The following is a 22,655-nucleotide window of genomic DNA, read 5'->3' on the forward strand; positions in this document are numbered from 1 at the left end:
CCGACATTCCGCACCTGATTTAGGAATAAATTTGCCGATAGCGCTCACCCAATACCTCCAAAATGATCTGCTGGTCTCCTGTTAGCTCCGTTACTTGTGGCGGAGCTTCTCCCAGTCGATATTCATGGATGCCACCAAAGCGCAAAAAGATCCAACGGGCCGTCGGCTGCTGGGTCGGTTTCTTTTTCATATCAGCCACACTGCGATTCTGCTCCACTAATCCCTGCCGGATCCGGTGCTCCAACGCTGCGTAAATCATCAGGCTACAGGTCATCACCATGAGCAACGCTTCAATCCGCTCCGGCTTTTTCAGGTACAGTGAGGAGGTTAAAAACTCCGGGCTCTTGAGAAAACGAAAGCCCCGTTCGACATTCTGCTGCGCTTTATAGGTGGCCAACAGTTCGGCCATGGTCAGCGTATCGCTGTGGTCATTGGTCGCCAGGATGAACACCCCGGTCTGGTTGCGGGCCTCTTCAACGCAAGCCAGGCTAGTTGCCGCCAACCCAGTGATTTGAAACTGATGGCCAATTGGCTCTTCGCCACGCTTGGGTCTGCCACGTCCTGTATAAACGGGTTCACCTACCACTTCGGCATCCAGTTGCAGCAGCATCAAGCTGGCGGTAAAACAGCTCAACTCAGCTTGGGCATCCGCCTCACAAGCAAAGCGTCGGGCACACAATTTGGCGAAGGCTTTGAGCTCGCGGGTACTGTCTTTGAGCAGGTTTTTGGCCAATGTCTGCTGCTCGCGGTGGCTGGCCTGTTCGCTGCGCACCAGCAACCAACGTTGCGCGACCCCGGCATAATTCGCGTGTTGCCAACGGCCATGATAGCCATTGCCCAGAGCGGTCAGCGGTTGTGCACCTATGGTTGCCACGGCCTGCTTTGCCTCATTGAGAGTGACGGGCACCCGGGTCACAAATAGTTGCTGCTGTTGCGCCAGTAATTGCAAGGTATCGGCGCAGTACAGTGCGGCATCGCCGACCAGATAACGGCACTCCTGCGCGGCCTTGAGACTGTTCAAATGGCGACGAACGGTCTGGGCAAAGGCTTTGGTGTCATTACTATTGCCGCTCAGGGCCTGCATATAGACAGGTAGGCCGGCCTGATTTTCACAGATGAGCTCAAGGATCACTTGATTCAGCTCTGGCCGGTGATCACGACTATAACCACGCACCAGTTGCAGCTTACCGACCAGATCCCCATCGGCACAGTCATAGGCGCCATCGACGTGGAAGCTGGTAATATCGAGGTGCACTGCGGTGCTTTTGAGCCCCAGCCGCTCGACAACTTGCGCCGCCATCACCTGATACAAGGCGCTGACATCGGCCTCAAAGAGGGCATCGAGACAGCGACCGAGCACATCATCATTGAGGTCATCAGCACAGATCCCGGGGCCAATCAGGCGCTCAACCGGCTTGTTAGCGAAGAATTGCGGGAACATGTGCAGGGTGCTGCTGTGAAAGCCGAGGCCGTTCACTATCATGGCGACCAAGGCTTCACCATGTGAGACCTTGAAAGGCGGGGTTTTGGGGAGCAAGGCATCGATCATGCGGGCAATGCCCAGTTCCTGGCAGAGTGCGGCGACCAAACCAAGGTGATCGAGGTTACGGATCGAGATAGCGGGTGCGGCCATGATGATCTACCTGCAAAAGAGAGTAATAGATCAGAACGGCCGATCGCCGTCAAGCACTGAAAATAGCAAAATCAGGTGCGGAATGACGGCACCAAAGCTGACTGCCAGCTTGCCCGGGGTGGAAATGATCACGGCCGCGAGGCGGCCGTGATGGAAAGACACCGAGGGCTGTCACTCCGGACTATGAAGAGGGCTTGCGCTCCAGGGTCGCGGCAACGGATCTCGCCGCCGAGCCGGTGAGCAAGGGCTCACCCGGATAAAGCACCAGGGCCTCGGCCCGCAGGCGATCGGCCTCCTCATGCCTCCCCAGGGCATTGAGGGCGATCACCATGTTGGCGTAAATATTGGCCCTGGGGGTATGGCGCACGAACCCCTGCCCCCAGTCGAGATAGGCCTCCAGCTCTCCCTTGTTGTTGCTCTGCAGGCCCACCATCAGCCGCACCGCGTTCACGTCAAACTCCACCCGGGTCAGCCAGGCCATGGGATTGACGATGTCGAGCAGAAGCGCCGGCTGCTTGTAACCGCCCCGCTCATACTTGGTCACCACCCAGGCGGTGTGCAGGGCCGTCAGCATAAAGGGCACGACTATGAGGGGAATGGCGATGGCCGCGAAGCGCAGCAAGAGCCAGGGGCGACAGACATGCTCCCGCCAGTTGGCGTGGCCGGCCAGCCCCTCCTCCTCCACTTCCGCATCCACCACATGGATGAGCAGCAGCAGCGCCCACCACAGGGCAATGGCGTGGTAGAAGGGATATTCGGTCTGGGTATGCAGCAGGATGGGCGTGACCAGGGCCAGCAAGGCCGCCCCCCTGACGATGCCAGCACGACCCAGCCGCCATAGCAGGGCGCCCCCCATCAGCACCATGCCGAGCATGGGGGCCAGCCCCCCCTCCACCGCCCAGTAGAGAAACTCGTTGTGGGGGTGATCCAGGTTGTATTCGATCTGCACCATGGCGGGGTTCAGCGCCTTGTCGGCCATGTAGTGCTGAAGAAAAACGGACTCGAAGCTGCCGTAGCCCCAGCCGGTCCAGGGCGCCTCGGCGATGAGCCTGGCAGCATAGGGCCAGTAGACCGAGCGCATGCCGCCGGACTGGTAGATCTCGAGCCCCCGCTTGGCTCCCGCCAACCCATAGAGGGACAGCAAGCCCAGGGCGATGCCCAGCCCGGCCAATCCCAGCATCCGGCCCAGCTGGCACTGACGATAGAGCTGCGGCACAAGCAGGATAAGAGCCAGCGCCCCGCCCAGTTGCCCTACCCGGGATTGCAATACCACCAGCAGCAAGCTGGTGGACACTATCACCCCATAGCGCAGCGCCTGGAGCCAGGGATTATCCTCCTTTCGCAGTTCCAGCCAGATGGCCAGCGCCAGCCCGGTCGCCATAAAGCTCGCCATCACATTGGGTTGCTGGAAGATGCCGTAGGGGCGGTTGGCCCGAATGTCATAGCCTATCCAGTTGCCCGGCGTCAGCAGGTAATATTGCACCAGGCCGAGCAGCGCCTCGATGGCGACGGCCCCGAGCAGCAGATAGAGCAGCCTGTCGCGGGCCGGACGCTCCAGCCGCCACTGGTAGAGGCCGAAGAGGAACAGCAAACCGGCGAAGAGACCCAGCAGGCGCGGGATGGCGTAATCCTGGAGCTCGAAGCCGGGATAGGCCATGGGCAACAACAACAGCAAGGCCCCCAGCCAGAGCCCCAGCTGCAAGGATGAGATCACCAGCCGCTGGCGCAGCGTCACCTGCCACAGACCGAGGGCGATGACCAGGCTGGCGAAGATCCAGCCCCAGGCATTGAAGGGTAGATAGAGCCCGGCCCCCCCCGGGTTATGCATAAAGAAATGCATGCCCAGCAGCCAGTAAAGGGCGCTGACGATCACCATGCCCCTCGTCGTTGTCATCATTTTTTGCGGCCCCTTTCATCCATACAGGCAACTCCCATGTGCTGCGCCCAAAAAACAAAAGGGGGCTGATGCCCCCTTCGCTCATAGATAAACACTATACCTGTTCCGGCCTGCGAAACGCATGACGCACCAGCACAATCCCCACCCCCAGCATACCGCCGAGCAGGGTGGCCAGCACCACGATCAACGGGCGTTTGGGTTTGTCGCGGCTCAGGGGCTCATCAGGAGTATCGAGATAGGTGAAGGGGGTAAATTGCACAGCCTCGAGATCGATCCCCTTCAAACGGGAAATCTGCTGTTGCAATTCACTCAGCTTGGGTTCATAAACGGCCAGCTCAATGGTTCCGAGCAACTTCAACTTCTCTTCTAGCCCCTTATCACCCAAGGCAATCGGGAAACGAGCCTCGGCACTATAATTTTCCAAGGGGTGCGACACTGCAGCAGCCTTGGCAATTTGCAGCGACAACATGGTCTGATCCATCTCTTGCTTCAGTACTCGGCGGGCATCCTCACTCACCAAGCGCTGTTGGAGTTGGAGCGTTTCAATCAGGGTGATCTTCTCAAGATCCAACTGCCGTTTGAGTTCTTGGCGTTGCAGCTCGACGATGTAGTCGATATAGCCACGCAATTGCGCCAGCGAGCCCATTGCGGTATCCGCAGCAAAGGTCAACTCGATACCAGGCGTTTCCCCCTTCTTATCCACCGGCGTCGCGGCCACCAACTTGGCCCACTCCCGCACCCAGCGCCGCTGAGCCTTATCATCGAGTTGCAGCTCATTGATCGCCTGCTTGAATTGCGCGCTCTTCTCAAGGAAATCACGACGATTTTCATAGGCATTGAATTCCATGATGAATGCCTTATAGGCCTGCTCCCCAGTTGGCACTCCTTTTAACCCCACCAATGCTGCCCGTACGGCGGCATTTTGCAGCACTAGCGTATCTTCTTGCTTGGGCTCGGCAACCACCGCCTTTGCGGACCACTGCTGGGGTGCAAACAAGGCATAACCTATCCCCGCTGAGGCAAACAGCGCGGTGACGATCAGGATCAACAATTTCTGGCGCCACAACACCAGCACCAATTCACGCAAGTCGATTTCATCAGCAGCGGCTTGCCAGCCCAGTGGCAATTGAGCGTCAGAGTTGGGGGTTATCTCTTTGTTGGTCATAACAGCGGTCATTTCCTAATCAGTTTGGAGAGTGAATAAAAGGGGGCCTGACGATCCTTGTCAGACAGGACCAAGGGTATATTTTCCATCAGCGGCCAGGCAATAGCCAACTCGGGGTCAGCCCAATTGAGTGTCCGCTCATATTCGGGACAGTAATAGTCGGTGCATTTGTAGAGCACCGTTGATTCCTCGCTTGTTACATAGAAGCCGTGGGCAAAGCCGGGGGGGATCCAGAGGGACATGGGCTCGTCGGCATCAAGATACTGCCCTACCCACTGACCATAGCTACCGCTGCCCGGTCGCAAGTCAACCGCCACATCGAAGATGGTGCCGGAGATCACCTGCACCAGCTTGCCCTGCGGCCGCTCGACCTGATAGTGCAGGCCGCGCAGCACCCCTCGGCATGAACGACTCAGATTGTCCTGCACGAAAAAAATATCGCGGCTGCCGTCAACACCGTGGCCACCGAAATAAGCGGCAAACTCCTGCTGGCGAAACAGCTCCATAAAACTGCCACGCTCGTCGGCATACTGCCGATGCTTGATTAACACCACATCGGGAATAGCCAGAGAAATAAATTCCATCAAACCGACTCTGTAATATTGGCCTTCCTCCTACACGACTTCCCCACTTGGTAAAGGAAGAGCAAAAAATGCCCTCCCCTTACCAAGGGGAGGGCCAGGGAGGGGTTCTTCTAACGTTCTTTTCTTGCACATCAGCATAAGTAACGATCCATCACCTCTGCAAAAGCTGGCGCAACGTATCCTCAACGCCCTTATGCCAGTGAGGCAGCTCGAGACCGAAGGCATCACGAAACCTGGTCGTATCAAGGCGGGAGTTAAGTGGCCGCTTGGCTGCTGAGAGATAGGCGTGAGTTGGCACGGCATTGAGTTCGCTTATCTTGAGATCACTCCCCTGTTTTCTCGCCTCGGCAAAGATAAAGCGGGCATAGTCGTACCAGCTGGTCTCCCCCGCAGCGGTCACATGATAGAGCCCATCCAACGCCGGGTTACCCAACGCCTGCTCGATAGCAGTCAGCGTCACCCTGGCTAACATGGCTGCGGAAGTGGGCGCCCCTATCTGATCACAGACCACGGAGAGAGAAGCCTGCTCCTGCCCCAAGCGCAGCATGGTTTTCACAAAATTGTGCCGATAGGGGCTGTGCAGCCAGCTGGTACGCAGGATCAGATGGCGGCAACCGCTGGCCTGAATGGCCTGCTCCCCTTGCCACTTGCTCAATCCATAGACATTGAGGGGAGCCGGTCTATCCTCTTCTCGCCAAGGCCTGTCACCGCGACCATCGAAGACATAGTCGGTGGAAAAATGCACCAACAGAGAGCCAACCCGTCTTGCCGTTTCGGCCAATGCCGCGACCGCCTGCGCATTGACCTTGTAGGCCATCTCTGGCTCGCTCTCTGCCTGATCGACTTGGGTATAGGCGGCGGCGTTGATAATCACGTCAGGATGAGCCAGACCAATAAATGCCACTAATGCGCAGTGATTGACAAGACTGCACTCATCTCTATCTGGCGCAATCAGTTGCCAACTCGACTCTCCATCCAACAACGCTCTGGAAAGGGCTTGCCCCAACTGGCCACGAGCCCCCAATAGCAAGATCCGCACCTCGCTTACCGCGCACCAAAACCTGTCAGGATAGTCCGAATGGTCTTGAACACGATGAGCACATCCAACCAGAGAGAGAAGTGCTTGATGTAGTAAAAATCGTGCTCGATCTTGATGCGGGTGTCGTCGGCGTCGGCTGCATATCCATGTACCACTTGCGCCCAACCGCTAATTCCCGGCCGCACTATGTGGCGATACATATAGAAAGGGATCTCCCGCTCGAATTGATCGACAAAGGTACGCTGTTCCGGCCTTGGCCCAATCAGGCTCATATCCCCCTTGAGCACGTTGAAAAACTGCGGCAACTCATCGATACGCAGCTTGCGGATCACCTTGCCCACCCGGGTGACGCGCATGTCACCATCCTGGGCGAACTGAGCACCGGCCTTCTCCGAATCCTTGCACATGCTGCGAAACTTGTAGATGCAAAAATCCTTGTTGCCCTTCCCCACCCGGTTTTGCAGGAACATCACGGGGCCTGGGCTCTCCAGCTTGATGAGGATTGCCGTCACCAGCATCAAGGGCGAGAAGAGCGGGATCGCGATCAACGCAGCCAGGATGTCCATACCACGCTTAATGAAGGCATAGACGGGCGAAGGCAAGAGGGAACCAAGCTGGTTCTCGTGCAAGTGATCAATCTTCACTCGACCAGTGAGCGCCTCACTGATCTGCTTGATATGATAAACGGGAATATGGGCCAAGGCGCACCGAGCCAAGAAACGCTCCCACTCACCCGCCAACTTTTCATCCCGTAGATCTGCCACCACAGCGTCATAGCGAACGGCACCCAAATCCGGTTCATCCAGCAGGCGCCACTGTACGCAAGAGTGCCGAGTCAAGGCCTGGTAGTCACCAAAGGGCAATAAGGCATACTTAGGAGTCCGGTAACGACGACCGATGAAGTAAGCCAACCAGCAGCAGAGCAGGGCCACCACATACGACTCGAACAGTACCTGCCGGCTGTAAGGTAAGCGTAAGAAGAAGAGGATCCCGACCAGTGCACCGTAGAGGGTGGTCACTGTAGGGATCATATAGGCAACCGGGCTGGCACCTGGATAACGTAGAAAGCGATGAAGAACAATCCCCGTCAGCAAGAATGCAATAAAGGCCCCACACAGAGTATTAACTCTAACCGCATCAAGATGACGCCAAAATTCCCAGCCCCAGCGCTCGATAGCAGGTAAACAAACAGCGAGCACTCCCCCAATGAAGAAAAGAGAAGTAGCGCTAAATAACATACGCTCATACCAGCGTGAATGACGTCTGAGATAGCTCAATTATAACCTCACAATCCATTATCATAACTATATTTCGCACTAGCAATTACGTTTAAGTATATTTATTACTGGACATTAAACATTTAAAACCGTAGCGAATACTTTACAGCATTTATATCGGGCGAACATTTTTTAATAAATGATTAATCCATGCTTCGACATCAAATGGAGATGTAGCATCGCCCAATAAACATTGATACTCTTTCACTCTATCTAAAACAATATTTCGGTCTAGTTCCAAGCCACTACGACGCTCAATAAACCTAACATCTCCTGACATGCCATGTAATAAAGTAAATATATTGGTAGTGTAAAGCGCTGTTGTTGATGATAGGGCTTCCCATGTACGCATAGTCAATCCTGATTGTGATGGATGATGTATGTCTATAACGTATGTAGATTCTCTATAAACACCCTCTATATCTGCATTGGATAGTACATTAAAAGTCAGCCAAGATGCTGGCATGCATCTTAAATTTCTATCATAAAAAAAATAAAACAAATACTGCAATCTACTTTGGAAGAATATTTTTATGAAAGAATTAGCATTAGGGTGATTTAATAAGAAGCGATTCAATACAGCAACTCGATCGCTATGATAACTACCAACAAAAGAAAAGTCATATTTTTTGGTGATTACATGTCTATTTCTCTCCATAGTTTTATAGAAAAATAATGGCATGTAAGAAAATCCATATTTAAGGCAGTCTTCAGGATCGAAGCTAAAAACTGAGTCTGCCGACTTTGATAATTCTAAAAAATTTGGTGCATTTTTTACGGAGTCCCATGAATAAACAACAATATTTATTTTTGGTTTGGCGATTTTAAGATGAGTAAGAAAAGTTCTATCTATACAGGTTCCTTTTACAATGAAAACTGTAGATATATCATCCATCCTATCAGATAGATAATCAAGAATCAGTGTTGAATGCTTTCTTGAATAAATTTTTTGAAAATGAAGGACGTTATATTTTATAAGGGCCTTAAGTAATGAGCTACATTCTGGTCTGTCAGAAAAAGAATATACTTTTTCATATCTCAAAGAAAGCTCTTTCTCAATTAACCCCTTGTAATTAAAAAAATCTGGGCAGATAAAAATACAGTTATTGGCCATTGAACGCCCCCTCCCATTTCAAAGATGAGAAATTATATTTTTTTATAACTCTTGCGGGGTTACCAACAGCAATAGAGTAATCAGGAATATCCTTTGTAACGACGGCATTCGCACCAATGATTGATGACTGGCCAATTTTAACCCCTGGTAGAATTACCACTCCCTCCCCAATCCAAACATTATCATAAATAATAACAGGAGATGTACTCAAAGCTCGTTGAGCAGCAAAAGAATCTGGGTGTGAGTGTAAATCGCCTGAATAAGAGCCATGATTAAGGTCAGAAATAAAAACCCGACTTGCGATCAAAACATTATTACCAATCTCGACTTTATCTGCAGCGACAATATGCACAGAGTCATTAATCTGACAGTCACGACCGAAAGATAACTTGGTAAGTTTATTGTGATTTTCTGAACTATCGTAAGCTTCTATTCTGCAATATCGTCCCGTACTCAAACCAACACCAAAATCTACCAGCCTTTTCCCCCTGCACTCAAATGGTAATCTTATTATTTTGGATCGACTAAAAAATATCATTGTGTATAACTTACATATAAATAAGTTAAGCCCACCCCAAAAACCATAATGTTTATAATAGTTCATTTTTGTTTTCTCAGCCTTATAAGACTCGATATGATAACCCTTCTTATAAATTTTAACAGTGAGAATATGACCAAGAAGATGTATTTAGTAAGCGATATTTTACCATCCCGAAAGATCGATAAGTAGTTATGAAGCTCTCCTCTTTCCATTGAGAGCAAATTTCCACTTAGGCCACTTTCTCCAAACATAGACTTCCCACCACCAAAGTTTATTTGGAGTTTATCAATAAAAACACATCTGTAAGAGTATGCAATGTTATAAAAAAACAATCCCTCCTCCGCATGCCTCATCCCCTCTTTAAAGAGTCCAACACTAGGCAATATACTACTTCTAAACATAACTGTTGATGGCTGAAAATAGTTTCTAGTAATTAGGCTTTTAAAGTCTATCACATATACGTCATCAGCTATCTTGGCGAATTTTGAAACATCTAGACCTGTAGAGTTAAACCTTCCACCACAAAGAGAAATGGAATCATCAGAATCCATCAAATCTATCTGATATCTTATCTTACCAGGCAGCCAAACATCATCTGAATCTAGAAAAGCAATATATTGCCCAGTTGATATACGAATACCAGTATTTCTAGCAGACGCGACACCACCATTTTCTTGAGTAATAACCTTTATATTGTTGATGGATCTAATGTTAATGAATGATTCTATAACTGCAAGCGAGTTATCTGTAGAACCATCATTAATGATTATAACCTCGAAGTCATCATTACTGACATTCTGTAGATAAACTGAATCAAGCGCAGATACAATTGTACGTTCGGAATTATATGACGGTATTATTATGCTCAACTTCACGCTGAAACCACCTATATTTTAAATGGGATTAACTCATACCACTTTGAAGCTATTAAACTAACCTCATATTTTTTGGATGACGCAAAAGCCTCTTTCTGTAGGCTATTATAAATAAGTTCATCTTCTTTTATTGATTGTAGGCATGAGTAAAAGTCACTATATATAGTGTCGGAATCAAGTAAATAACCATTAAAACCATCGTTTATTATTTCTCTTGGCCCAAATGGACAGTTAACTGAGATAATTGGAATACCAAGGGATAAGGCCTCTAAAAATGCCATTGGGAATGCTTCTGTTTTTGAAGAACATAAATAGAATGAAGAACCGGCAATGCATTCATTCACGTTTTCAACAAAGCCTTTAAATTTAACATTCTGAGAAATACCCAATACATCGGCATACGCTGATAGAACAGGCTTTAGCTCTCCATCTCCATAAATTTCCAAACACCAGTCAGTATTCTTCAATAAGAAAGGAGCTATCTCTTGCAGCATGAACGAATAGTTTTTTACATCGACCAACCGACCAATTGAGACGAGGCGTTTTGAGGCTAGAGAGCTTGATATCGATATTGATTTAAATGAAGATGGATTGTTAATTAATTTTATTCTATCAGTACTAATAAATTTAGAAAAAATATTAACGTCATGTTCTGTAAGTGGCACTACATAATTTGATTTCTTGTACGCAAGTATTCTTAGCAGCCTTACTAAAAATGAATGTGCATTGTATTGAGAGTGTTCAGCAGCAATAAATTCAGCATATTTAAAATAATTAAGAACACCATAAATACAGCTTATATTTGTCAGCGTACTGATAACACAATGCCCCTCAGATAACTGTCTAATTTTTATTACCGAGCGAAGGATATTGTAATATAACTCTAGCTTACCTAAATATTTCTTCTGAGTAAGATACGTTATATTTACATTTTCTGGGAATTTATATGATGGATTATCCCCTACTTTGAAAATAGAATAGATGTCTACATCATAACCATCTTTAACAAACTGCTCAGTCAAAACAGAAATAACTCTCTCAATACCACCTAGCAAGGTTATATCAAGAGTGATAAATATTATCTTCCCTTTTGGCTCTTTGTTGTTCACCCTCCCCTCCCTACTCTTTGCGATCTGAAAATGAATGCCATAAAAACTAATGTCATCCCAAAAATTCCTCCTCCCAGAGTCATAATATAGATAAGGAAAGACAGGTAGAATGGTAGAATTTCATTATTATTAACACAAACTCTTCTACAACATGATAAGAAAATGCATATATAAGGAATAGAAAAAAGCCATCCATAGTTTAATGTCATCTGAAATACTGAGTGATGAGGTGAATTTTTAAACACATTATCCAAATACCAATCAATATCAATGCCAAATATATAGTTCATCGGCTTGGTAATTAACTGCTCAATAAAAAGAACCGAAGCTAGAGATCGATCAAGATTAGAACGGTCAATCAAACTTCCAGAAAATTTCTCATCGACTGTAGTAACATGCGCAGACTCTGGAGGCACATATGAAACAAAGAAATAATTAATAGCCAATGGTAGAAATATAATGATGATGCACGAAACCCAAGCGCGGCTCAAAAATAACATTATTTTTTTAATGAAATTAAATTTCATAAGAATGTTAAGTATAAAAAAACACAAACAAACTAATACATATGCCCGACTTAGTGTTACAACACCAATAATAAATGGAGCTATAGAATATATTCGCCCAATGTTATAATAAACATACACTGAGAACAAAAAAATCATCATCGACGAATAATTAGAGTCAATATAACTTAGGACGGGACGTCCATCTAGATCAAACATTAGTAGCTGAAGGCACACTGATATTGTGCCAACACCGACAAAGGTCAACTTTAGTTTATACGAGATTGAATAATATCGCTCTGACATTATAATATAAAATATAGACAAGTACACCCAATGTATAACTAAATACCCTCTATATATTATGGCTAACACTACACTAAAGAGCATTAATGAGAATAAAACAAAATCAACAATTCTTACTTTGGCCAATAAATTATCATAAATATAAAACGGAATAACTAATAAAAATATAAAAGTAAACAATGACAATATTGAGTTCAAAAAAAACAAATTAGATGGATCTTGTCTGTTATTATTGAGTATAAATAAAGAAAATACGGTTAGAACAAAAACTAAGTTAATGACTAGAGCTCGTTTATTAATTAGCATTCAATCCGACCTCAATAAACTACCTAACCAAGCATCTATGGAATAATCTTTCTTCTCATAATGGCTTACTTTTCTTTTAAGAATAGAGTTTATATCTAATGAAAAATCATTTATATCGTATAAAGATATCATATTTTCATCATAGAACTTTTCTTTACGGATCATATAATTATTTGTCAATAGTTTGCTCCCACAACCTATAGCTTCAATTGTCCTCATTGTTAGACCTGATTGAGTGACATGTGAGATGTCTAGCACTATAGAGCTTTTTTCCATTATTGACAAAACATTATGATATTTTATGTTGGAAAATGTGAAATAATCACTGGGAACATATTGTAATTTTTTCTCAAAAAATTTTAATGAAAGATACTTAAGGGGATTTATCTTTATCTTTATCTTTATCTTTATTTTTTTTGAGTACAACTGATGTATTCTTTTTATTATATTCAATCTTTCTTCTGTATAAACACCAACAAAACTTAAGTCGTACGAATGTACAATGTCATGACTACCAGATTTTATGTAGAAAAGAGGTTGGTAGTGAAATCCAAATACCCTACAATCGTCTGGATCAAATGAATACATCGAAAAATTATTTCTAAAATGAGTAACTGCTTGCGGGTTATTCTTTACTGAATCCCATTGATAAGATATTTTTTTTTCAAAAATAAAAACTCGATTTAGATAATCAATAACTCGCTGATCGACAAACTCTCCTCTTATAACAAAAAGTACGTTATATTTATAATTTTTCGATTTCAATTCTCTCAAACTATTTAATAAAATTGTTGTTTGTAAAGCCTCATAAACTCTATAGCTAATTTTATGCAGAATATCCCATAGAAAACCTATCTTCTTTTCTTTTAAATAATCTACGCGGTAGCCATGTCTTTCTAATCTTTTGACAATTTCCAGGTGATATATGTTGAATTCTGGAGCTATAAATAACAGTCTCAAATCTTGCCTCCACATAAATGAAAAGCGTTAAATATTTCGCTCCCATTGAGAATTATTGATACTAAATTTTTTTATTATCTTTGCTGGATTACCAACTAAGACAGAGTAATCAGGATAATGACCTCGGACAACAGAATTACACCCAACAATACAATGCTTTCCTAAATGGCTGCCGGCCATGATCTTCGTACCACTACCAATGAAACATTGCTCTCCAATTATAGTTGGACTTACAGATAAAGGCTGTAACCCTATGGGAATGGTAATATCTGAATATACATGATCAGTATCTTGTATCATGACATCAAAAGAGATCAAGCAATTATCACCAATAAATAGTTCGCCAGCAGCAGTAATATGGCATCGCTGCTGAATAGTTACACCATCTCCAATTGTTATTTTAGGATTGAACTTTTGATCTTCATGACTTTTTATACCTTCTATTCTCGCGGCATCCCAAATAAATACATTGCGACCTAAATGAATAAATTCTGGCGTCAGGAAAAGTGGTTTTCTAATCAAACTGCCCCGCCCGCTATGTAAAAAAAACAAACGATAGAAAAATCGCATCTTAAGTTTGAAATATAAGTTTTCTATATACTGATATCTCTTGAATGGACTTAAAAGAAAAAACATTTTTATTTTATCTGCAATTTTCATCTCCCCCCCCTCTATAAGAGTTAGTCACAAAATTATATATATCGATTCATATATGACATTACAATATAGAAACTTATATCTTCACATACTCGCTTGTGAATAATTATAATGACTTTCAATATATTCTTTTAGTTGTATGTCATCCAGATCCCACCAATCTTTACCATCGACTTTCTCTGGAACATTTCGATACCTAATGACTTTAGCAGGAACCCCCCCCACAATAGCGTAATCAGGGACATTCTTTGTGACAACTGCACCAGCACCAATAACAGCACCATTTCCTATTGAAATACCGTTCAAAATAATAGCATTGGTACCAATCCAGACATCATTCCCAATATCTACTGGCTTTAATTCATCAGAAAATTTAACTTTTTTCAAAATTGATTTATCAACTAACTGATAGGGAAATATAGTTTCAACAGAATAAAACACTGGATGTGTAGATATATAATCTATAGGATGTGAGCCTAGTCCTATTTTTACGCCATCAGCGATGGAACAAAATGCGCCAATACGGGTATGACTTATAAAACCACTACCCGCTAAATATGTATATCGCCCCACCTCTGAGCGTAGTATATTAGCACGGCCAAAAAGTATACTTTTATCTTCAAAACTAGATGTTTTATTTTTTCTCTTATAGAATTCAGATTTTATTATTATCTTTTTCCTGCTAACTTCCATTTTAAATAATGTTAATAACCCTTCGAATATCATAAATAATCCTTCGCAAAAGAAATACTGCTGAAATGAGGATCAACAATTGGATAAATAGAACTATTTCTGACATGGGGAAATATCCCAATAAAAAAACACTAGATAGAGAAAGCATTGGTATTATAAAGAACGGTATTGATATTTTCACCATGCTATTTCTAAGAGCACTTTCTGATGAGAATTTATATGCATATGCAACCATTAATAAAAGAGCTGAACACATTGTTGAATATGCAATACCTATCGCTCCAAATTTTTTTACAAAGAAGATGGATAACAATAAGTTAATAATTCCCTCCATAAGGGGATAATGAGAAATCCTAAGCTGTTTGCCTTCTGCCACAAGTTTCATGCCATAAGGTGACACAACGATCCTTATCGAAAAGGCTGCAAGAAGGTAATTGAATATTTGATTTGTTGGTCCAGCTTTGTCGGCGCCAACCCATAAATTTAATACAATTTCAGATGCATAGTGAGATATATTTAACCCAATAACGATGAGAACTGACAACAGCAATGATAGCTTTACAACTAAATTATCTACCTCATTATGTAACCCTTTAGCATTTAATTTTACAACGGGTTGTATTATTGGATTGATAATGGCACCAGCTATCCCCACAACTGCATTAATTAACGTGAGTGCCAATATATAATATGCTAGATGTTGAAAGTCATATTTCCCAACAATAAAAGCTCCAGTGCCTGATATGAAAAATTGCGCTAAATTCCATATAGCCAATCCGCCACAAAATGACAACAGAGCTTTCATTCCATCAGATATTTTTAAGATGATTCTTGATTTCTCTCTCTTTTTGTACTCAGTAAAAATAATTGCATATGAAATAAAATTTACTAAAAAATAAGATATGGCCATCGGCAGAAGACCATATCTTGAAAAGAATATTATAGCAAAGCCAAGAAAAACTCTAGAGAACAAATTGATAGTCGCTATTATATCATTTCTTTCTATACCCGTGAAATACCCGGAGAATATAGATGATAGCAATCCAAGAGTAAATGATATACATACCACAACAAAAGAAATCTCATATTCCAGATTACCATCATTCATTGTTATAGGGATAAAAAAATTAAAATTTATCACTGCACATATTATTGCAACAAATGCAATGCTCATGCTTAAAAAACAAATGACTAATGAGTTAGAGATTGTGTTCCGAAACAATGTATCATCATTATTGAACTTAGCCAGCGATGTAAATCGACCAACAGCAATTTGAGCACCGAATCCAAGGAAACTAATGAAAAGTCCAAATTGTAAGATTAACGACCAAACAGAAAACTGTTCTAATGTAAGATTTTTCAATATAAATGGAGAAACCACTATTCCTAAAATGACATTTGAAAATCCATTTATAATGTTAGATATTGAGTTTTTAATAAGTCGATTAAAGCCACTCATTTAAAGATCCATCAGTTTATCTTTAAACTCTACAATCATACTTTCTATGTCGGAAAGAACATTTCTAGGAGAGTAGTCTGGTAAAATAGAAAGTAGAGAACTTATATTTGTCACAGGAAATACTTCATTGGGAAACTTAATTTTGTTCCAATTAATGGCACATCCAGTATGTTCTTGCAGTACATCTGCAATTTGCTGTGCCGTAACATTAAATCCAGATGCAATATTTATTATTTTACCAAGGCTAGCTGGATGCTTAGATAAATATATGCATGTAGTTGCCACATCCATCACTGAAACATAGTCTTTGGCATAATCATGGCTAATATACATGTCAACCTTGCCATGATTGATCGCATTACGGGTGATCGCCGGTAGGAAAAGTGGACTATGCAGGGCTACGCCATAAACATTGCTCGGTCTGACGATGGTTATGTCACGACCACTTTTCAAACAAAGCTCTTCTGATACCAGTTTAGTCAGGTTGAACAACCGACGTTGATCATCGGCGCATACCTTCAGGTCATCTCCTTCTGCAGAGGAGTCCTGGTTCATATATACGCGGGTTGAAGAGACATAGAGGAGGCGTTCAAACTTACCTCGAGCCAGCAGTTCGGCCAGCAAGCGGCAGTTGGCATCAAACACGCCCAACGGGGCATTCTTGCAGTCACCCTGTCCCGCACTGTAGATCACAGTCCCCAGATCGGTATCGAATACGCTTGCATCGTCGCGCGTAGGCACCCACACATCCTGGCCGGCAGCTTCCAGCATGCTGACGATCTCGCTGCCGATAAAGCCCCGCCCGCCAAACACTGTGTAACGTTTCATGCTCACCACCCATTCACCAGGTTGTCACGGATCTGGGCCAGCGTGGGTTGCACACTGTCTTTCGGTGACAACAGCGGCGCCGTCAACGGCCACTCGATCCCCAGTGCGGGATCATTCCACAGCAACCCGCTTTCATCGGTCGGGTCATAGTAATCAGTACACTTGTATTGGAAATCGGCCGTTTCACTCAGCACGCAGAAACCATGGGCAAATCCAGGCGGAATGTAAAACTGAACCTTGTTTTCTCCCGTCAGCAAGACAGATTCATGCTGACCAAAAGTAGGAGAGTCTGGCCTCAAATCGACGGCAACATCAAATACACAGCCCAGGGTCACAGTGACCAGTTTTCCCTGTGGTTTGGTTTTCTGGAAATGCAGACCGCGCAGGACATTTTGTGTAGAACGCGAGCGGTTGTCCTGAACAAAATCCGGCGTGATTCCGGCGGCCTTGTAACGCGCTTCCTGGTAAGTTTCATAAAAGAAACCGCGCTCATCGCCAAACACTTTCGGCTCAATAATCAGCAGGTCTGCAATTTTTGTTTTGATTACATTCATGTCGGCATCTCTTATTTGATCAGACTCAACAAATACTTGCCATAACCGGTTTTCACCATACTGCTGCCAATATCCTTGATTTGGTCACGGTTCAACCAACCATTGTTAAGCGCAATCTCTTCAAGACATGCGATCTTGAATCCTTGGCGCTTTTCAACGGTTTGCACGAACTGAGAAGCTTCAATCAGAGAATCATGGGTACCGGTATCAAGCCATGCGAAGCCACGGCCCAGCTGTTCTACCTTCAGCTGGCCACGCTCCAGATATGCTTGGTTGACGCTGGTGATTTCGAGCTCTCCACGCTCAGACGGCTTGATGCTCTTGGCGATCTCGATAACGGAGTTGTCATAGAAATACAAACCTGTGACAGCCCAGTTCGATTTCGGTTTTATCGGTTTTTCTTCGATTGACTTGGCACGGAATTCTTCATCAAATTCAACGACGCCAAAGCGCTCGGGATCCATGACCTTGTAACCGAAGACGGTGGCCCCTTCCTGATTGGCAATCGCCTTTTGCAGCTGTTTGCCGAATGCCTGACCAAAAAAGATATTGTCGCCAAGCACTAGGCAGACGCTGTCTTGGCCGATGAACTCCTCACCCAGAATAAAGGCCTGGGCCAGTCCGTCCGGTGACGGTTGAACCGTGTATTGCAGATTGATGCCGAACTGCTCACCGTTGCCAAGCAGGCGCTGGAAACTTTCCGAATCCTCGGGCGTCGTGATGATCAAGATATCCTTGATACCTGCCAACATGAGCACGGAGAGGGGATAGTAAATCATCGGCTTGTCATAAATCGGCAGCAGTTGCTTGGAAATGCCACGCGTGATGGGGTGAAGACGAGAGCCTGAACCACCTGCCAGAATAATGCCTTTCATTACTTCTTCTCCCCGTACTGCTTATCGATCCAGGACTGATAGGATCCACTCTTCACGTTGTTGACCCACTGCTGGTTATCCAGATACCACTGCACTGTCTTGCGGATACCGGATTCAAAGGTTTCTTGCGGTTGCCAGGCGAGCTCGGCGCTCATCTTGCTGGCGTCAATGGCATAACGGCGATCATGGCCAGGGCGATCGGTCACATAGGTGATTTGATCGCGGTAGCTTCTCCCCTCACCCCGGCCCTCTCCCCCAAGGTGCGAGGGAGACAGAGGTACCATCTCGTCCAGCAGATCGCAGATGGTATGAACGACGTCCAGATTCTGTTTCTCGTTATGACCGCCAATGTTGTAGGTCTCGCCGATCACGCCTGTAGTGACCACGGTATAGAGTGCACGCGCATGATCCTCAACATAGAGCCAATCGCGGATCTGGTCGCCCTTGCCATAAACCGGCAGCGGCTTGCCATCCAGCGCATTGAGGATGACCAGCGGGATCAGCTTCTCAGGGAAGTGGTAAGGACCGTAGTTGTTGGAGCAGTTGGTGACGATGGTCGGCAGGCCGTAGGTACGGCGCCAGGCGCGTACCAGATGGTCGCTCGAGGCTTTGGAAGCAGAGTAGGGGCTGCTGGGAGCATAAGGGGTGGTTTCGGTAAAGAGCGGTAGAGCCTCACCAGGAGCGGCTTCATCCGGATGGGGCAGGTCGCCATACACCTCGTCGGTGGAGATATGGTGGAATCGGAAGGTTGCCTTGCGTGTCTCGTCCAGGCCGTTCCAGTAGGCACGAGCCGCTTCCAGCAGCATATAGGTGCCGACGATGTTGGTCTCGATGAAATCGGCAGGGCCGGTGATGGAGCGATCGACGTGACTCTCGGCAGCCAAGTGCATCACGGCATCAGGCTGGTGCTGGGCAAACACCCGATCCAGTTCGGCGCGGTTGCAGATATCGACCTGCTCAAACGCGTAACGATCGCTGTTGGATACCGCCGCCAGGGATTCCAGGTTGCCTGCATAGGTCAGCTTGTCGAGGTTGATAACGGCGTCTTGGGTGTCACGAATGATGTGGCGAACAACAGCCGAACCAATAAAACCGGCACCGCCGGTTACAAGGATCTTCATTGAAAGGTTCCCGATTGCAATCGAACGAAAAGGATATATTTTTGGTTTGCAGCGGTGCTGCATACTAGTTTAGGTGGGAGTCTTTAACCCCCTCCATGCTCCCCGATGGAAAGGGGATGAGATATTTGAGCTGGTAAATGATTAGGCTACCGCCCCTGAGTTACAGCTCCCAACATGCTGCTTTTAACCTGATTGTGCGCGCTGTTGGTCATCACATCCTCCAGCTTCTTGTTTTGGTTGATGCCTCACAATGGCGTTACATCACATTACTCGGCCAGGGATTTCTGGCGGCGGCATTGTACACATCTTGGGCAACCGAGAGCCCCAAACCCGATTTTGGGCGAGATTCTATCTCGTTTGGCCCGGGGATGAATAGTCACAATCGCATAAAACCTCTCTTACGGTAGGGATTCAAAATAGACACTCATTCGGCCTTCCGACCTTTCCCGCTCAACATCCCTCTTTGCCCATCCCCAGAAGTTGCTTCCGAACACCAGCGCCAAGCGATAAAAATGAAATTATTCAGTTGATTACACCCGTATGCCTGTAGTCCAGGATGACCAGAATGCCTTGTGCCAAGTTGTAACGGCGAGCCCTGCTGCAACAGCACAGCGAGTCTCCGTCCCCACTGCTGCGATCAGAACAGTCGTAACAAGTCACCAATGGAACTCCAAGAGTCCCCCCTCTGATTCGATGGATTGATCACGATGACACTCGAAAGGCATGGCTGCCGATGCAAGGACGGGGGATGTAAACAAAGGCAGGCATGATTCAGTCCCGATACAGGGGGATCAGGTAGGATCCGCATTGACTCTCCTTCTTGTTGACCCTCTAATTGACAGCCTGGACCCTTATCATCATGCATCTTATGAAAATCCTACTGGTCGAAGACGACAAGCTGCTCAATCACCACCTCTCCACGCTGTTGACCGAGGCCCAGAATCAGGTTCACAGCACGGACAACGCCCAGGTGGCGCTGCACTATGCGACCGACTACCCCATCGACGTGGCCATCATCGATCTCGGCCTGCCGGACATGGACGGCCTGCAGCTCATCAGCCGCCTGCGCGAACAGCAGATCCCCTTCCCCATCATAGTGTTGACCGCGCGGGGCAACTGGCAGGACAAGGTGGAAGGGCTGGAGGCCGGGGCGGACGACTATCTGGTCAAACCCTTCCAGAAGGACGAGCTGCTGGCCCGCCTCAATGCCCTGGTGCGCCGCAGCGCCGGTTTCATCTCCCCCAGGGTGAAGGCGGGTGACTACGAGCTGGATCTCTCCCGCAAGGAGCTGACCATCGCCGGCGAAGTCACCGTGCTCACCAGCTTCGAGTATCTGATCCTGGAGTACCTGATGCGCAACGCCCACCAGGTGGTCTCTAAGCAGCAACTGCTGGACCAGCTCTACGGGGATGGCGAAGGGGATCCCAACACCATAGAGGTGATGGTGAGCCGACTGCGCAAGAAGCTGGATCCGGAGGGGCTCATCCAGCCCATTTCCACCATCCGCCGCCAGGGCTACATCTTCAACCTCGCCTGCAGCTGATGCGCCTTGCCATGATGCATCCCCTGACCCTGATCCGCCGCTCGCTGCACCTCAAGCTGATGCTGAGCGCCATGCTGGTCATCGCGCTCATCATGGCCTTCTCCGTCTATATCCTCTACCTCGGCCACGCCGAGGAGCAGGCCCAGAAAGCCAGCATCCGCATGCAGGAGAACCTCTCCAAGCTGTTCTCCTCCAAGCAGCCGGAGCCCCACGCCATCACGGATCTCGGCGGCCTGACCCCGGATGCCATCGACCCCAATCTCGACACCCTGATCTGCCGCTCCGATGGAGAGTTGAGCTGGTCCAGCCTGCACATGCCCGAGGTAATCACCATCAAGGAGACCATCTGCCGGGATCTGATGAAGTACCTTGGGGGCCTGGATCAGGACTATTTCTTCAAGCTGCACACCATCAAGAATGGCGAGAGCTACTTCATCTACAGCCTGCGCTTCCTGCGCAACCACGGCGACGGCCCCACGACCTACTACGTGGTGATGGTCGATTCCGCCAAGCGCTACCAGGCCCAGACCCGGGACTATCTCTACCGGTGCATTCGCCAGGCCTTGCTCGCCTACAGCCTGCTCGGCGCCCTGCTGCTGCTCACCAGCTTCTGGAGCCTCTCTTCCCTGCGCACCATGGCGCGGCAGATAGACGAGATCCGTGCCGGCACGCGGGAGGCGCTCTCCAAGGACTACGAGCGGGAGCTGACGCCGCTGACCGAATCCGTCAACCAGTTGCTGGAAAACGAGCGCCAGCAGACCCAGCGCTATCAGCATGCGCTCAACGATCTCGCCCACAGTTTGAAGACCCGGCTGGCCCTGATCCAGATCACCGCCCAGGAGCTCAAGCTCGGCCACGACATCCATGACAACATCAGCGAACAGATCACCACCATGGACCAGATCATCCAGTACCAGCTGCGCCGCGCCGTCACGGGTCGAAAGCGCCTCGCGAGCAAGGGCACCGAGCCGGTACCGCTCATCGAGAAACTGCTGGCCAGCCTCGCCAAGGTCTATCGCCACAAGAAGCTGCAGACCGGCTTCCAGTTCGATGACGATGTCTTCTTCCACGGCGAGCAGGGCGATCTGATGGAGTTGATGGGCAACCTGCTCGACAACGCCTGCAAGTTCGCCATCAGCGAGATCCGGGTCCATGTCGGCCACCAGGACAACGGCCTGCTCATCGTGGTGGAGGATGACGGCCCCGGCATCGCCCCCGGCAAGTCGCAGCAGATCTTCCAGCGCGGCGTCAGGGCCGACAGCTCCCCGGGCCAGGGGATAGGGCTCGCCGTCGTCACCGAAATCGTGCACAGCTACGGCGGCAAGATCCGGGTGGATGAGTCTCCCCTCGGCGGCGCCCGCTTCCATATCACCCTCCCCTGACAGATCGGGGCCAGGCCAGTGCCTGGCCCCTGCCGCATTCGGGCATCGCCATCCCGGCGCTCACCTTCTCCCACCCTTTCCCCTGTGCTGCCCGGCGATGCCTGGCCGAGTGCAATGGTGCTGACAAGTTGCCTCCCATCAGAAACCGACGAGCCTCTCCCCTCACCCCCTGCTCGAGCAGAAACGACGGGCATAAAAAAACCGGCCGCGAGGGCCGGTGAAACAGTTCAG

20 protein-coding genes are annotated in these 22,655 nt (G+C 47.4%); 2 read left to right on the plus strand and 18 right to left on the minus strand.

Annotated features, from left to right (window positions below):
* Window positions 1-19: 19 nt before the first annotated feature.
* From AB5Y70_RS12770 to rfbB, 18 genes are all read right to left on the minus strand, one after another.
* A complete protein-coding gene (locus AB5Y70_RS12770) occupies window positions 20-1,633 on the minus strand; it encodes an IS1634-like element ISAs25 family transposase (protein WP_076611119.1) in 1,614 nt (537 codons plus the stop codon).
* Window positions 1,634-1,814: 181 nt separating this feature from the next.
* The gene (locus AB5Y70_RS12775; protein ID WP_201964368.1) at window positions 1,815-3,527 is read right to left on the minus strand and encodes a PglL family O-oligosaccharyltransferase; all 1,713 of its coding nucleotides are present in this window, start codon (window positions 3,525-3,527) and stop codon (window positions 1,815-1,817) included.
* Between the two features lie 97 nt (window positions 3,528-3,624).
* Window positions 3,625-4,695, minus strand: coding sequence for an LPS O-antigen chain length determinant protein WzzB (locus AB5Y70_RS12780; protein ID WP_128314142.1), 1,071 nt, complete (start codon window positions 4,693-4,695; stop codon window positions 3,625-3,627).
* 8 nt (window positions 4,696-4,703) lie between these two features.
* Entirely contained in the window at window positions 4,704-5,279 is a 576-nt protein-coding gene (gene rfbC / locus AB5Y70_RS12785; RefSeq protein ID WP_201964364.1) for a dTDP-4-dehydrorhamnose 3,5-epimerase, read from the minus strand.
* A gap of 151 nt (window positions 5,280-5,430) precedes the next feature.
* A complete protein-coding gene (gene rfbD, locus AB5Y70_RS12790) occupies window positions 5,431-6,318 on the minus strand; it encodes a dTDP-4-dehydrorhamnose reductase (protein ID WP_201964363.1) in 888 nt (295 codons plus the stop codon).
* Between the two features lie 5 nt (window positions 6,319-6,323).
* Entirely contained in the window at window positions 6,324-7,556 is a 1,233-nt protein-coding gene (locus AB5Y70_RS12795) for a sugar transferase (protein WP_247631694.1), read from the minus strand.
* 151 nt (window positions 7,557-7,707) lie between these two features.
* A complete protein-coding gene (locus AB5Y70_RS12800; protein ID WP_247631693.1) occupies window positions 7,708-8,709 on the minus strand; it encodes a hypothetical protein in 1,002 nt (333 codons plus the stop codon).
* Complete coding sequence (locus AB5Y70_RS12805; protein WP_270674554.1) at window positions 8,699-9,313, minus strand: DapH/DapD/GlmU-related protein; 615 nt, start codon at window positions 9,311-9,313, stop codon at window positions 8,699-8,701. Before AB5Y70_RS12805 ends, AB5Y70_RS12800 begins: the two co-directional genes overlap by 11 nt.
* Window positions 9,310-10,125, minus strand: a complete 816-nt coding sequence (locus AB5Y70_RS12810) for a glycosyltransferase family A protein (RefSeq protein ID WP_247631692.1) — start codon at window positions 10,123-10,125, stop codon at window positions 9,310-9,312. Before AB5Y70_RS12810 ends, AB5Y70_RS12805 begins: the two co-directional genes overlap by 4 nt.
* 11 nt (window positions 10,126-10,136) lie before the next feature.
* The gene (locus tag AB5Y70_RS12815; protein ID WP_247631691.1) at window positions 10,137-11,234 is read right to left on the minus strand and encodes a glycosyltransferase; all 1,098 of its coding nucleotides are present in this window, start codon (window positions 11,232-11,234) and stop codon (window positions 10,137-10,139) included.
* Between the two features lie 1,118 nt (window positions 11,235-12,352).
* On the minus strand, window positions 12,353-13,312 hold the full coding sequence (locus AB5Y70_RS12820; protein ID WP_247631690.1) for a hypothetical protein: 960 nt from the start codon (window positions 13,310-13,312) through the stop codon (window positions 12,353-12,355).
* A 27-nt stretch (window positions 13,313-13,339) separates the two neighbouring features.
* The gene (locus tag AB5Y70_RS12825; RefSeq protein ID WP_280094080.1) at window positions 13,340-13,972 is read right to left on the minus strand and encodes an acyltransferase; all 633 of its coding nucleotides are present in this window, start codon (window positions 13,970-13,972) and stop codon (window positions 13,340-13,342) included.
* A gap of 81 nt (window positions 13,973-14,053) precedes the next feature.
* Entirely contained in the window at window positions 14,054-14,695 is a 642-nt protein-coding gene (locus AB5Y70_RS12830) for a CatB-related O-acetyltransferase (RefSeq protein WP_270674552.1), read from the minus strand.
* Window positions 14,664-16,121 (minus strand): flippase, encoded by a 1,458-nt coding sequence (locus AB5Y70_RS12835; RefSeq protein ID WP_368176017.1) that lies wholly within the window; start codon window positions 16,119-16,121, stop codon window positions 14,664-14,666. The genes AB5Y70_RS12830 and AB5Y70_RS12835 overlap by 32 nt, the downstream gene beginning before the upstream one ends.
* Window positions 16,122-16,949 (minus strand): NAD(P)-dependent oxidoreductase, encoded by an 828-nt coding sequence (locus AB5Y70_RS12840; RefSeq protein ID WP_247631687.1) that lies wholly within the window; start codon window positions 16,947-16,949, stop codon window positions 16,122-16,124.
* Window positions 16,950-16,951: 2 nt separating this feature from the next.
* Window positions 16,952-17,503 (minus strand): dTDP-4-dehydrorhamnose 3,5-epimerase, encoded by a 552-nt coding sequence (gene rfbC / locus AB5Y70_RS12845; RefSeq protein ID WP_247631686.1) that lies wholly within the window; start codon window positions 17,501-17,503, stop codon window positions 16,952-16,954.
* A gap of 11 nt (window positions 17,504-17,514) precedes the next feature.
* Entirely contained in the window at window positions 17,515-18,378 is an 864-nt protein-coding gene (rfbA, locus tag AB5Y70_RS12850) for a glucose-1-phosphate thymidylyltransferase RfbA (RefSeq protein WP_247631685.1), read from the minus strand.
* A complete protein-coding gene (gene rfbB, locus AB5Y70_RS12855) occupies window positions 18,378-19,499 on the minus strand; it encodes a dTDP-glucose 4,6-dehydratase (RefSeq protein WP_368176018.1) in 1,122 nt (373 codons plus the stop codon). The genes rfbA and rfbB overlap by 1 nt, the downstream gene beginning before the upstream one ends.
* An 868-nt stretch (window positions 19,500-20,367) precedes the next feature.
* Between rfbB and AB5Y70_RS12860 the strand changes: the two genes are divergently transcribed.
* Window positions 20,368-21,042 carry a response regulator gene (locus AB5Y70_RS12860; protein WP_368176019.1) on the plus strand — a complete coding sequence of 225 codons (675 nt, stop codon included), beginning with the start codon at window positions 20,368-20,370 and terminating at the stop codon, window positions 21,040-21,042.
* Entirely contained in the window at window positions 21,042-22,424 is a 1,383-nt protein-coding gene (locus AB5Y70_RS12865; protein ID WP_368176020.1) for an ATP-binding protein, read from the plus strand. Before AB5Y70_RS12860 ends, AB5Y70_RS12865 begins: the two co-directional genes overlap by 1 nt.
* The last annotated feature ends 231 nt before the right edge of the window (window positions 22,425-22,655 follow it).

Origin of the sequence: Aeromonas sp. s1(2024) (assembly GCF_040908005.1) — a bacterium.
Classification (GTDB): domain Bacteria; phylum Pseudomonadota; class Gammaproteobacteria; order Enterobacterales; family Aeromonadaceae; genus Aeromonas; species Aeromonas caviae.

Bases quoted from the DNA above. Each gene is read 5' to 3' on its own strand.
- AB5Y70_RS12825 (WP_280094080.1), bottom strand. From the start codon at position 13,972: ATGAAAATTGCAGATAAAATAAAAATGTTTTTTCTTTTAAGTCCATTC.
- AB5Y70_RS12835 (WP_368176017.1), bottom strand. From the start codon at position 16,121: ATGAGTGGCTTTAATCGACTTATTAAAAACTCAATATCTAACATTATA.
- rfbB (WP_368176018.1), bottom strand. From the start codon at position 19,499: ATGAAGATCCTTGTAACCGGCGGTGCCGGTTTTATTGGTTCGGCTGTT.
- AB5Y70_RS12775 (WP_201964368.1), bottom strand. From the start codon at position 3,527: ATGACAACGACGAGGGGCATGGTGATCGTCAGCGCCCTTTACTGGCTG.
- rfbC (WP_201964364.1), bottom strand. From the start codon at position 5,279: ATGGAATTTATTTCTCTGGCTATTCCCGATGTGGTGTTAATCAAGCAT.
- AB5Y70_RS12805 (WP_270674554.1), bottom strand. From the start codon at position 9,313: ATGAACTATTATAAACATTATGGTTTTTGGGGTGGGCTTAACTTATTT.
- rfbA (WP_247631685.1), bottom strand. From the start codon at position 18,378: ATGAAAGGCATTATTCTGGCAGGTGGTTCAGGCTCTCGTCTTCACCCC.
- rfbC (WP_247631686.1), bottom strand. From the start codon at position 17,503: ATGAATGTAATCAAAACAAAAATTGCAGACCTGCTGATTATTGAGCCG.
- AB5Y70_RS12865 (WP_368176020.1), top strand. From the start codon at position 21,042: ATGCGCCTTGCCATGATGCATCCCCTGACCCTGATCCGCCGCTCGCTG.
- AB5Y70_RS12830 (WP_270674552.1), bottom strand. From the start codon at position 14,695: ATGATATTCGAAGGGTTATTAACATTATTTAAAATGGAAGTTAGCAGG.
- AB5Y70_RS12840 (WP_247631687.1), bottom strand. From the start codon at position 16,949: ATGAAACGTTACACAGTGTTTGGCGGGCGGGGCTTTATCGGCAGCGAG.
- AB5Y70_RS12780 (WP_128314142.1), bottom strand. From the start codon at position 4,695: ATGACCAACAAAGAGATAACCCCCAACTCTGACGCTCAATTGCCACTG.
- AB5Y70_RS12770 (WP_076611119.1), bottom strand. From the start codon at position 1,633: ATGGCCGCACCCGCTATCTCGATCCGTAACCTCGATCACCTTGGTTTG.
- AB5Y70_RS12800 (WP_247631693.1), bottom strand. From the start codon at position 8,709: ATGGCCAATAACTGTATTTTTATCTGCCCAGATTTTTTTAATTACAAG.
- AB5Y70_RS12795 (WP_247631694.1), bottom strand. From the start codon at position 7,556: ATGTTATTTAGCGCTACTTCTCTTTTCTTCATTGGGGGAGTGCTCGCT.
- AB5Y70_RS12860 (WP_368176019.1), top strand. From the start codon at position 20,368: ATGAAAATCCTACTGGTCGAAGACGACAAGCTGCTCAATCACCACCTC.